Below are 12505 nucleotides of genomic sequence, written 5' to 3'. Positions count from 1 at the left end.
TGAATTTTGGTTATATTTTTGAGCTTTGCCCAAAAAACCTGTTTGACGAGGATTGGTTTTTTTTAAGCTTTCAAAGTATTTCTTTTTCTCGGTTCGGTTGCTTGGGCGTTTTTGCCTCGCCCTCAGCACTTATCTAAGGTAACAAGACTTTCTCTGTTTCGTCAAGGGGGATCACAATATTTTTTTGTAAGATTTCAAAAAAAGCGATTTCGATATTGAAACCTACCCTTATTCCGTTTGTCAGCTAAGGAACTTGGGCGATCGCACTCATGATAATCGAGATGAGCTTTGGAAACAGCCAAGCAATGAGAATGAGTACAAGTCACCAAAAAAGGTTCAGAATGTAATTTTTCGTAGATTTGGTTGAGGCACAGATGCTGTTGGCGCAAGATTTCTCTCTGGTAACTGATAACTGCGCTGGTGTTCCCCAGAATATCTACCTTTAGACTGGAGAACACCTCAATTCTCTCTATGATGAATATTCCCGCTACGGTAATTAAGAAGGTCAGCTACCTGGAGGGGTACAACGTACATCTGAAGGAAACCGTTGAGCTACTAGTGTGTATCTGAATTACTCATGTTGAAACAACCCAAGCCTATGTCTCATATATTGACATCACCCTCAAAATCCATAAAGCTCTGTTGCTAAATCACTTTTACTTATGTCTTTCACAGGCTGGCTATGTGGGTTTGGCAAACATCCAAGTACAGCATATTCTCACGGCTGTTACATCAAAATGTATATTTTTCGGATGCTTTGGTTGCAAGGTTATTATTATACCATAACAAGGTTTTTTCGCTGCTGCACCTTAACTACCTTTCAGATAAATTAATAGTTTTTTTCAAGCTTAAGAAGTAAATTGCCAACAGGCATCATGATCTGTATACACCTTCCGGGGATGCTCGTGCCTCGTAACGCTAGTCGCTTAGGTTGAGAAACCCGCCAAAAGCTATGGTTCACCAGCACTTATGTAAATCCTTACCTTGTTGCTTTATTTCCCAGCCAGTATCAGAAACGAAACCCAACACTATGTTTTTATGAATCAATTGCCTGCCAAAGATTTGATGTTTATCAAACAGCGACTAACTCCTTATTTATTTTTGCTGCCTGCTTTACTAATTTTGGGTCTAACTGTCTTTTGGCCTGCTTTGCAAGCATTTTACCTCAGCTTTACAAGCTATGAGGATATTGCCCAACCACCGCAATGGATAGGTGTTGCTAATTTCTTCAAGCTTTGGCAAGACGTGGTATTTTGGCAAACTTTATCCAATACATTTCTATATCTTGTAGGTGTAGTGCCAATTCTAGTCATTGCTCCTTTAGGATTAGCAATCTTGGCCAATCAGAAACTACGGGGAATGAATTGGTTTAGAGCTGCGTATTATACGCCAGTCGTAATTTCAATGGTAGTTGCGGGAATCGCTTGGAAATGGATGTATGCAGAAAATGGTTTGCTGAATCAGTTTTTTAAAGCTGTAAATATTTTTCCTGAAGGAATTCCCTGGCTAACTAGCCCCAGTAAAATTTTGGGCATTGTGCCTATTTCTTTAGCAAGTGTTATGGCTGTTACTGTATGGAAAGGGTTAGGCTACTACATGGTAATTTACCTCGCAGGGTTGCAATCAATTCCTGCTGATGTATATGAAGCCGCAGCAATTGACGGATCAGATGGTATCCGCAAACATTTGGATATTACTATTCCTTTAATGAAACCTTATCTAGCTTTAGTAGCGGTAATTTCAGCTATTTCTGCTACCAAAGTATTTGAAGAGGTGTATATTATGACCCAAGGAGGACCACTTAATAGCTCCAAAACAATTGTTTACTATTTATATGAACAAGCGTTTAGTAATTTGGAAATTAGTTATGCTTGCACAATTGGACTAGTTCTATTCTTAATAATTTTGGGGTTATCAGTGGTGCGATTAGTTATTAATAGGCAAGGTGGTGATAACATCACTATTTAAGGAAATAAAAGCAAGGATAATTTGCCTGCTATCTCGATCATTTTCCCATTCCCAATTGCATCTAATCGCAGATCAATGCCTGGTTTCAATAAATTACAGTGAAAACACTTTGAATAGCTTTGACACGCCTTTTTTGATCTAATGCTATACAAGACCAACGCCAGCGTTCTGACATTAAAGGATAAGTCTGCAAGCGGCTTTGGTAATAAGTGTTCTGTGGGTTTGCACAAATACCAAACAATCCTCTATAAACACCTCTTTCCATATTTATGTTGCCTGCTGACAGTTCTCCTGAGTCATCACGAAAAGCCTCTACTCGTGCCCATAAAATCGCTTCGTGACCTTGCAACCCTCGATTGAGTGCGGTACGATAAGCAGTAGGAAAAGTATCGCTGACTCTGGGAGATGCTTGATTCCATAAATCATTTGCATTTACAAATGCCTCTAAGTATTGTTCAGGATTTAGACCTACACGCTTCATTCTTTGAATAAGGTGAGGAATACGGCTTTGCGTGCGTCTTAAACATCCAGTATCCGCATGTGCCAAATTAGTTCCACCTCTTCCTTGATCTGAACACCAACCTCTATTTATCAAGCCATTGCCCGGATCAATATTTTGAAAATAGTTTTGGGTTTTGCTGCCATCAATCTCACAATTTCCTTCAGCTACGCAAATAGCCAGTACTCCAATAGAAGAATTATTGGCAAATAGAGAGTTGAGTCTTCCAGAGTATGATGCGCTAATTCCTGAGATAGACTCTACAGTACTAGAAACTAATTTAATGGTAGGCGTGCCAACTACAAAAGCACTAACAATGGTTAAAAATAGGGTGCTGAGTAAATCCCAAACAATCCCTAATGGCGGACGATTCATTCTGACATTAATGACCTATCTGAACAACAAAAAAAGATTAATTTTGTGGCATTCACCTCTTTTTATAAAGAAAAGTAAAGAATTACAAACACAATATTTATAAACAAAAAAATCTACTTAAACAACAGTGACAAACCAAACTAAAATGTAAAATTTATAAAAAACTTTCTTCTTCTACGGAGTCTGGTTAAGCATCTACACTCTATGATTCATTCAGTAAGTAAGGAAATAATAGTTACTTGATTGATCCAAAACTTCTCGTATTCCTAAAGATAAAAGTAAATATGCCTGTTGTGCGTTGTATGTTGTAATTTTTATAATTATTTCCTACGATTTGCATATACTAATTTCAGGAGATATGGAATAAAAACATTCTATTTAGGCCAATTCTTCTCAGATTTGTCAAAATAGAATTTACCTGCAAAAGTACCTTTTGCAAGGAGTCTCATCCCTATCTCACTACAGAAAGGTAAAAGTATCATGCAGACAACTTTAGAAGTAGTTCAGGCTGCGGTTAGCGCTGACCAAAATGGCACGAAAACTCTTGAACAAGCCATTCTAGAGGCTATTACCGAAGCGCGTACCACGTGCGATCGCAACGGCAAGGATTCTGCTAATTGTGCTGTAGCATGGGAAATTGTCGAAGAATTGCAAGCCGAAAAAGCTCATCAAAAGCAGGCAAAAAAACACAAAACCAATTTAGAAAGCTACTGTGAGCAACATCCCGAAGCAGTTGAGTGCTTGATATATGATGTCTAATTTTCTCTTAAATCAGCGATCGCTGATTTAGTGATGTGCTGAATTGCTTCTAAATCGGGCGATGGTGTTTCGCTATCCATTCTTAACCATAAAAGATATTCGATATTTCCAGCAGGCCCGGTAATTGGCGACCAGGTTAAACCTTGGTATTTCCAACCTAATGCTTGCGCCGCTTGCAATACATGGAAAATCGCATCTGCTTGGTCGTGTGGATCGCGCACCACGCCTTTTTTGCCCACACGGGATTTGCCAACTTCAAACTGTGGTTTTACTAATAATACTGCTTCGCGGGGAGGTTGAGTTAGTTGCCACAACGCAGGCAAAATTTTAGTTAAGGAAATAAACGACACATCTACCACTGCTAAATCAGGGATAGGATCGGTTTCCGCATACAAATGCTGTGGTTGTAGTTGTCGTAAGTTGGTGCGTTCCCGCAAAATCACCCGCGAATCATTTCGCAACCGCCAGTCAACTTGTCCATAACCAACATCAATGCCATAAACTTGTTTAGCTCCAGCTTGTAGCAGACAATCGGTAAAGCCACCTGTAGAAATCCCCCCATCTATACAAATACGTCCTTCTATAGGAATTGCAAAGATTTCCAAAGCTTTGGCAAGTTTCTCTCCACCACGGGAAACAAAGCGCGATCGCTCTTTAATTTGTATTTGAGATGTAATATCAACTTCTGTGCCAGGCTTGTCAACAACCTGCTGATTCACAGTCACTTCTCCCGCCTGGATGAGTCGCTGTGCTAAAGCGCGAGAAGAACATAAATTTCTTTCTACTAAGAGTGTGTCGAGTCTTTGTTTAGCCAATTAACTTGCTTTTGTGGTGGCGTTACAGCTTAATGATTGTGAGCAACTTCTATTGTGCCGGATTTGAGGCGATCGCAGTTGCAATCACCTACTTTTACAACAATAAGCATAGCGAGTATAAATGTAATTATAATTACAAAAGTTCACATTATTAGGAACAGAACATGGCTAAAACAACTTCTTTTGCGATTCTTGCACCTGTTCCGGAGATACACTTGCTGTCTGCATTAGAAACAATAGACAAGTTGGAAAATGAATTAAGCGATGAAATCATCAAAATCGCTTTTGGTAGCATGGCTTTTGAAGTATTTCGCAAAGCAGATGAATTACGTGGGGATAAAGAAGTAGAAGTATTAATTTACGCTTCACAATCTCTGGATCAACCTCTAAACTCAGAAGCTTCTTGGCAAGGCTTATACATTGGTCATGCAAATTCTCGTAATGGTAGATATCCAGGTAAATCTAAGTTTCGTCCGCCATCTACTGCAACTGACAAACCTACTTGGGCAGTTTTTTGGGAAGTGCAAGAGTTAAAACGGCTAAAATCTCCAATTGCAATAGCTTCTTTAAAGGCTTTAGGTAAAAAGTCTAACTTTGCTTCTCGCTTAATTCCTGAGGAACCGTTACTAATCGAATATTACTAATTTTTGTAACTGAATATGACTATGTAATACTGAGAAAAATTTGTAACTTAATCTTCAGTTAACTGCTTTCCCTACTCTCAAAAGTCATATTCAAAATTATTTTGATTTTTATAAGTTTTTAAGCAAAATTGCGCATTGACAAATAAAATTTATTTTAATCTTTTATCAACTTTCGTCCCGCGCTTGATAAAGGTAAAGAAAAAATTCAAAATATTAAATTATATTTTATAATTTGTGTTTTTTGCACTTATATAGCTATTTAAAGAAAGCGATCGCTTTTTTCCACACTTTCTTTGAGCGATCGCTGTTGATATTTTTAAAGGATGGACATTACCCACCTCTAAATATCTAGATATCGGTCTCGCTCAACTCACGAGTGATGTGATCAAATGGTTCTTCTACAAAGGCGGCATTAGCTACACCTGCTGCTGTCACTTATTCCTTAACAAGTTCCTTCATAATTTGAACACCACGAACCGTTGGGCCAATGGGCACTCCTAAAGAGTTGTAAGTTTCTCGCAGCCCTTGCAGTACTCGCTCATCCAATACATTAGTGTTGCCAGCAACCAGCGCATAGGTAGCATAGCGCAAGTAGTAATCCATATCCCGCAGACAAGCTGCATAACGACGAGTCGTATAAGCATTTCCACCAGGGCGAATCAACTCAGGCAGTTCTTCAAATAATTGAGAACCAGCCTGCTTGACAATTGCAGCAGCATTGGAATTAATTGTTGCCGCAGCTTGGACTCGTGCGGTACCACTTTCAAAGTAGGATTTAAGGCTGTCGATCGCATTCCGGTCAAAATACCGTCCAGCTACGTCATAATTCTTAATTAAACTTGTTACTGCATCGCGCATTCTGGTTTCTCCCAATCATTACTATCTATGGTTTGATATTTATTTGGCTGCTTTCATGCACAGTCACTTTTTGTGCCAATTACAATATAGGTTTCGGCACAAAACAATATATCCGCTACTTAAGGATTCTATGCCAAAGTTGCCCCCTCTGAGATGATATGTTTGAGTTTTGTACAGATGTTAGAGAAAGGTTAAATAACCTCTAAACTCGAAGATCTGTAACAAACACTACAAATTTCTTTAATCTCCTATCCTTAGGATATTCCAGGTGTGTCACAATTGGGTTCAGCTCAGCAGGGTCAGCAAGCTTTGAAGATTCTAGATTGAGTTTATTTAATTGGCAGAGAAGGAGTAACAATGACAACCCCACAAGAAGTCTTGAAATTGATTCAAGACCAAAAAATTCAGATGATTGATCTGAAATTCATCGATACACCAGGGACATGGCAGCACCTCACCGTGTACTACAATCAAATCGATGAAAGTTCATTCACTGATGGTGTACCTTTCGACGGTTCCAGTATTCGGGGTTGGAAAGGCATCGAAGAATCAGACATGACAATGGTTCTCGATCCAAACACTGCCTGGATCGATCCATTCATGAAAGAGCCAACACTAAGTATAATTTGTAGCATTAAAGAACCCCGCACAGGCGAATGGTATAACCGTTGCCCCCGGGTGATTGCTCAAAAAGCTGTAGACTACTTAGTTTCTACTGGTATTGGTGACACAGCCTTCTTAGGTCCAGAAGCTGAGTTCTTCATCTTTGATGATGCGCGTTTTGACCAAACCGCCAACGCAGGTTACTACTACGTAGACTCCGTAGAAGGTCGTTGGAATTCTGGGAAAGATGAAGGTCCCAACCTCGGTTACAAACCACGCTTTAAAGAAGGTTACTTCCCAGTTGCACCCACGGATACTTTCCAGGATATCCGTACAGAAATGCTACTGACGATGGCAGCCTGCGGCGTACCCATTGAAAAACAACACCATGAAGTTGCCACTGGTGGTCAGTGCGAGCTGGGTTTCCGCTTTGGTAAGCTAGTCGAAGCTGCTGACTGGTTGATGACTTACAAATATGTCATCAAGAACGTTGCTAAGAAATATGGTAGGACCGTCACCTTCATGCCCAAGCCATTGTTTGGTGATAACGGTTCTGGGATGCACACTCACCAGTCTATTTGGAAAGATGGCAAACCTTTATTTGCAGGCGATAAGTATGCTGGCTTGAGTCAAACAGCGCTGTATTACATTGGTGGTATCCTCAAACACGCACCAGCACTGTTGGCAATCACCAACCCCACAACTAACTCTTATAAGCGCTTAGTACCTGGTTATGAAGCACCAGTAAACTTGGCTTACTCCCAAGGTAACCGTTCGGCTTCTGTGCGCATTCCTCTGTCTGGCACTAACCCCAAAGCCAAGCGTTTAGAGTTCCGTTGCCCGGATGCCACCTCTAACCCTTACTTAGCATTTGCTGCCATGCTTTGTGCTGGTCTTGATGGGATCAAGAATCAAATCGATCCTGGCGAACCTTTAGATAGAAATATCTATGAACTCTCTCCAGAAGAATTGGCGAAGGTTCCTTCTACTCCAGGTTCTCTAGACTTGGCATTAGAAGCGCTGGAAAACGATCACGCGTTCTTAACAGACACTGGTGTATTTTCAGAAGACTTTATCCAAAATTGGATTGAGTACAAGCTAGTTAACGAAGTTAAGCAGCTACAACTACGTCCTCATCCCTACGAGTTTTACATGTATTACGATTGCTAATTGCGATAACTAGAAGGCAGAAAGGAGAAGGCAGACGGCAGAAGGCAGGTGGCAGAAGGGAAAAAAGCTGATGAAATAATTTTTTCTACTTCTTTGCTAATGAATACTTTTGCTACTGAAGGTTTCTTGCTGCTAATTTTAAAGCCACCCTAGAGGGTGGCTTTTTTTTAAAGTTAATTACGGTACGGATGCAAAACCCCCTCCAAAATCAAGGGGGCATTTATGAAGGCTGAGACACCTGATTTGCCATTCATAGTGTATTAAGTTCCCCTTCAATTCAGCTAAGAACACTTGCAGCCTAACTCATACCAGCGTGGCTACTGCCATAAAGTGTCCGAGTATCTTGGTCTATCTTGCCTTGAATGGGGTTCCAGTAGTGGGACATTTCTTCAGGAAGACCGAGTTCTTGTGCGCTACGCATCAGCATCGATTGTTGACGCTTCTTGACTTCTTGATATTGACGCGCCATGATTGCACGAGATTTTTCTTGAATAGACATAACTTAGTCCTTCCTAATTTTTTACTTAATAGATAATTGATTAATTTCCTCTCTATTTAATATAGCAAACAATTCTGTAACGAATGTTACAAAATAGCTTTTTGCAATAAAACTTAATACTAAGGAGATAGCTTTCTTAGGAGAAAAGTCGAAAAAATTCATCTCCAATGCGCCTGAAACCGCGATTGCACTTAAACATCTGGCTTCGGGATAGTCTGACCGAAAGACTCACACCTGCCTCAAGGTTGATTGTTTATTCGTTACACTTATTTATATTTGAGTAGTAAAAGTCTCAGAAAACTCAAAATCGGTGCGTGGAGTTCAAAATACCTTACAGGAAGCTGGTCTGTAGATATCTACAAAATTCAAATTCTTTAATTCTGAGCTTTTACAGCATTTAGAATGGTAACTTTTTGCGGTGATCGCCAAATAATATGGACAAGTCTCTACCTCTGTCAATCAGAGTATTTTTTGAGTGACGCAGCGCGAGCGTAGTAGTTAAGGCTAACTACGTTACCATCAAAAACAGATGAAAACAGAGTTTATAAAAGTTTATAAAGCTATGACAGTTATTTACCCACGGAAATTTCAGAATGCGATGAGTGCGAGGGATATCCTGCAACGGGTAGTAGGCGATCGCGAAATTCATCTAATTACCCTCAATCGTTACCGTTACAGCGAGCAACGCAGTTGCAAAGACCTGACTGAGGTAATTGAACAATTAAATGGACAGCCACGGGAATTAGTGCGGGATTTGTCGCATCATATTTCGGATGAAGCTCGTCATGCCATGTGGCTGACTGACTTGCTGATAGACTTGGGAGCTGATCTAGGAACTCCTCCTGGCTCTTCCTATATTGATGAATTTGATCGTCTTATAGACCGAGAGTCTTTTAATGCCAATAGCAACTTAGAGGACGCTATCATTGCGGCATTGGCAGCGATTAACATCACCGAAAAGCGGGGTTGTGAGTATTTCTCCGCCCACATCTACGCATTGAAAAAAGCACCGCAAACTGAAGAAAATATTAAAATTCGGGAAACCATTGAAAAAATTCTGCCAGAGGAAGCCGGACACGTCCGCTGGGGTAATCGCTGGTTAGCGCAAATCGCAGATAAAAGCCCAGAACATCGGCAAAAAGTCGAGCAAGCCAAGCGCAAGTATGCCGCTATTGAACAAGCGGCGTTTGAGTCAGGCATGGATATCACTTTAGGTGCAGAATTGCGACGGGTTGCTAACTTAGTAGAAGTCGCAAATACTATGCCGCTGTGGCAACGTCCCCAGTATTTGATGGAACGTTTACCGCAAACTTTGCTAGCACCTGAATTGCAGTTGCTAAGGATTGAGGCAGCACAAAGGGCTTGGCAGCGAGATCCCCAAGCATTTATGGAGAAATTTGTGCCCATGTTCCTTAGTGGTATTCAGAAACGGGAGAAAACAGGGACTAGAGATTAGGGGCTAGGGGAACAGGGGACTAGGGAGAAATAACAAACGCCCAATCCCCCATCCCTTAATCCTGCTGATGAGCAAATTTATAACCACCTCAAAGAGCAAAAGCGATCGCACACTCAATCTGACAATTATCCTTAACCTCGCAAAGACAGTATTGAAAATGTAGTGCCACAAAAGCTGATAGTCAGCGAAAATAACGCTACCATCTCCGGCAAATTAAATTCTAATTTTGGTAGTTACATCTTAAATAAATATTAATTATTACTTTATATTTCTTTATGTGTACTTAGTAAATCAGTTTCTGATTGACTTCTTACACAACTAATTGATACTTGGTGGTCTCTCCAAAGAAGACTGCGCTCTTCGTACATAGCGGTAGCAAGGAACAAACGTCACGCGAATAGTTATTTAAGCGACATTTTTTATTAAGGCAGCCCTCAGCTTTCGACTAAATTACCAGCCGAAATTTTGCTCTATCCAGAAGGATAAAAAAATCTCAAAATTAGTGATATGGCTAACAAAGATAATGCCAATAATAAAATGCTCAAGTAATAAGATTGGCATTGCTAAATAATTGCTGAGATATATGTCAAGTCATTATTCGTCAACTATCCCTTTGATAACAATATAATTGCTCTTACGGAGTAACAAAATTATTGTTGATTACTTTAAGTCTTCGTATATACAACTAAATAAAATATAAGAAATTATCTTTAAACTTAGCTTGAAACGCTGGCTTGAGATATGGGAATCCGATTTGATTAATTGAAAAATCTTAGTATCTGTAGGGTGGGCATTGCCTACTCCTTCAGGGTTTTAGTGGGCAGTGCCCAACGCCACTTGTTTCAAGCCGGGGAACCCTTTCAGCAGTTGCTCCCCTACATATATTTCAGAAATCAAGTATGAACCCTATAGTTTAAAAAAAATTAACAGTCTATTAATCTTAACTGGAGGCGAGATAAAGTTAGACGCAGTATACATTTATATAACGATAGAAACAATTTAGCAGAAACTTAATAGAGATGTATAATTAGCGCGTCTCCTCCTAACATACATAAAAAATAACGTTTAAGGCTGGCCGGATTTCTGTTTTCTGTACCCTGATAAGGAGCATATGTGGCAAAAAGAAAAAAAGATAGTGCACTAGTCCGTCTGGCATTACTGCTTGCCATAGGAACTATGCCTATGGCAACAAGTCTCTTAGTGCCAACACATATACTGGCACAATCTGCAACTGATGCTCCCTCACTTCCATTGCCAAAAACATTGGAGAATGGGACTACAGTGCGGATTGATGGTTCAAGTGGCTTAAGTGCGATCAACCAAAACCTTAAACAAAGTTTTGAGAAACAGTTTTCTGGTACGAAAGTTGAAGTTGCAGCTAACGGTACTGATGCCGCACTGAAAGCTTTGCTAGATGGGAAAATAGATATAGCAGCACTCGGACGTGGCTTGACTCCACAAGAACAAGCACAAGGTCTAGAGCAAGTGCGCTTGCATCGAGAAAAAATTGCCATCATTGTGAGTGCTGACAATCCTTTCCAAGGAAGCTTGACTACTAGGCAATTCGCCAGGATTTTCCGAGGACAAATTACAGATTGGTCGCAATTGGGAGGAGCTAAGGGTAAAATTCGAGTTATCGATCGCCCGGCAACCAGCGACACCCGCAATACTTTTCGGAATTACCCAGCCTTCAAGTCTGCTAAATTTGCTACAGGCTCTACAGCAACTCAAATAGCTGATGATAACACCGCAGAAATCGTCAAACAACTGGGTAAGGATGGGATTAGCTACGCCTTAGCTAATCAGATATCACAACTGCCGGGTGTGCGAGTTCTCCAAATACATCAAACCTCACCAACAGATGCCAAGTATCCCTTCTCGCAACCTTTAGTTTACGTCTACAAGAAAAGTCCTAGCACAGGTACGGCAGGTTTTCTTGGTTTTGCGATCGCACCACCAGGACAGCAAGCTATAGAAGCAGCAAGATCAGCCGAAGCAGCTGCGATCGCTCAAGGCGGATTGCAAGCATTGGCGACAACTACTACCACTACTTCTCCCACGCCTGAGGCCACAACTGCTGCTACTACCGCCCCTACCGCTGAGGCTATAACTACAACTACAGATCCTAGTGCAACTACTGCCCCTAACGAACCATTGGCAAACTCTGCTGCCGCTAACAATGCAAGTGTGCAAAGGGAAGCACCATTTTGGTTACTATTGCCTTTGTTGGTTATAGCTGTTTTGGGTGGATTGTCTTATTGGTGGTTTCTAAAAAGACGCCCACGGGCACTTGAGGCAGCAGATAAAGACTCAGCTTCGCAAGAGCCTACTACATCACCAGCAACACCAGCTATAGCTGGAGGTGCAGGAGCAGCCATATCATCTGGTTTTTCTAACGCAGGATTAACTGATGAAGCCAGAAATAACGGCGAAGCTGCATGGGAAACAGAAGCACCAGCGACAGTTGTAAATACTTCTTATCCACCCCTACCGGAAGTGTCTCCAATTGCATCTAATAGTGAATTACCCAAGGCTGAAGTACCAGCTGCAAATTTGGATAATTCAGAGGTGCCTATAGTTGCATCGGATACCCAGAATTGGAACGAAGAACAACCCCAGGCGGAATCTAACATTGCAGAAGATATTGCCTCAACTGGCAATGTAGACTTAACAGATGGTACGGGGTTAGCAGCTGGGGCCGCTACCTGGTCTGCTGTTAGTAGTACAGGGTCAACTTCTGAGGATAGTGGAAATCCAATAGGAAATAGCAATTATTCTATATGGGATTCATCAGAGTCTGAACTGCCAATTATTGAGACAGCAGCGACAATTCCCGATTTGCCAGATGTTCCTGAACAA

10 protein-coding genes and 2 pseudogenes are annotated in these 12505 nt (G+C 40.9%); 6 read left to right on the top strand and 6 right to left on the bottom strand.

Annotated features, from left to right (window positions below; all coding sequences use genetic code 11):
* Window positions 1-194: 194 nt before the first annotated feature.
* A complete protein-coding gene (locus BV372_RS35210) occupies window positions 195-458 on the bottom strand; it encodes a hypothetical protein (RefSeq protein ID WP_143845109.1) in 264 nt (87 codons plus the stop codon).
* 580 nt (window positions 459-1038) lie between these two features.
* Here BV372_RS35210 and BV372_RS14275 point away from each other — a divergent pair.
* On the top strand, window positions 1039-1968 hold the full coding sequence (locus BV372_RS14275; protein ID WP_086687164.1) for a carbohydrate ABC transporter permease: 930 nt from the start codon (window positions 1039-1041) through the stop codon (window positions 1966-1968).
* 85 nt (window positions 1969-2053) lie between these two features.
* Here BV372_RS14275 and BV372_RS14270 read toward each other — a convergent pair whose 3' ends face one another.
* Window positions 2054-2842 (bottom strand): hypothetical protein, encoded by a 789-nt coding sequence (locus tag BV372_RS14270; RefSeq protein WP_086687163.1) that lies wholly within the window; start codon window positions 2840-2842, stop codon window positions 2054-2056.
* Window positions 2843-3322: 480 nt separating this feature from the next.
* On the opposite strand from BV372_RS14270, the gene BV372_RS14265 reads away from it, so the two are divergent.
* Window positions 3323-3601 carry a Calvin cycle protein CP12 gene (locus tag BV372_RS14265; protein ID WP_086687162.1) on the top strand — a complete coding sequence of 93 codons (279 nt, stop codon included), beginning with the start codon at window positions 3323-3325 and terminating at the stop codon, window positions 3599-3601.
* Here the strand turns inward: BV372_RS14265 and BV372_RS14260 are convergent.
* A complete protein-coding gene (locus tag BV372_RS14260) occupies window positions 3598-4416 on the bottom strand; it encodes a TlyA family RNA methyltransferase (protein WP_086687161.1) in 819 nt (272 codons plus the stop codon). The genes BV372_RS14265 and BV372_RS14260 overlap by 4 nt on opposite strands.
* 164 nt (window positions 4417-4580) lie before the next feature.
* Between BV372_RS14260 and BV372_RS14255 the strand changes: the two genes are divergently transcribed.
* Entirely contained in the window at window positions 4581-5060 is a 480-nt protein-coding gene (locus BV372_RS14255) for a hypothetical protein (RefSeq protein WP_086687160.1), read from the top strand.
* Between the two features lie 348 nt (window positions 5061-5408).
* Here the strand turns inward: BV372_RS14255 and apcB are convergent.
* Window positions 5409-5918: pseudogene (apcB, locus tag BV372_RS14250) on the bottom strand (allophycocyanin subunit beta).
* A 357-nt stretch (window positions 5919-6275) separates the two neighbouring features.
* On the opposite strand from apcB, the gene glnA reads away from it, so the two are divergent.
* A complete protein-coding gene (glnA, locus tag BV372_RS14245; RefSeq protein ID WP_086687159.1) occupies window positions 6276-7691 on the top strand; it encodes a type I glutamate--ammonia ligase in 1416 nt (471 codons plus the stop codon).
* A 298-nt stretch (window positions 7692-7989) separates the two neighbouring features.
* Here glnA and BV372_RS14240 read toward each other — a convergent pair whose 3' ends face one another.
* On the bottom strand, window positions 7990-8190 hold the full coding sequence (locus tag BV372_RS14240) for a hypothetical protein (protein WP_086687158.1): 201 nt from the start codon (window positions 8188-8190) through the stop codon (window positions 7990-7992).
* 562 nt (window positions 8191-8752) lie between these two features.
* Between BV372_RS14240 and BV372_RS14235 the strand changes: the two genes are divergently transcribed.
* Complete coding sequence (locus tag BV372_RS14235; protein ID WP_086687165.1) at window positions 8753-9646, top strand: ferritin-like domain-containing protein; 894 nt, start codon at window positions 8753-8755, stop codon at window positions 9644-9646.
* A 137-nt stretch (window positions 9647-9783) separates the two neighbouring features.
* On the opposite strand, the pseudogene BV372_RS38375 reads toward BV372_RS14235, so the two are convergent.
* Window positions 9784-9870: pseudogene (locus tag BV372_RS38375) on the bottom strand (ABC transporter permease); the annotation flags it as partial.
* Window positions 9871-10828: 958 nt separating this feature from the next.
* Between BV372_RS38375 and BV372_RS35205 the strand changes: the two are divergent.
* The coding region (locus BV372_RS35205) for a substrate-binding domain-containing protein (RefSeq protein ID WP_256973216.1) at window positions 10829-12505 on the top strand (1677 nt) is incomplete at its 3' end.

Origin of the sequence: Nostoc sp. T09, assembly GCF_002154695.1 — a bacterium.
In the GTDB taxonomy this organism is placed as follows: Bacteria; Cyanobacteriota; Cyanobacteriia; order Cyanobacteriales; family Nostocaceae; genus Aulosira.
Note: the sequence above shows the minus strand (reverse complement) of the source record. Positions and strands in the feature narration are given on the sequence as shown.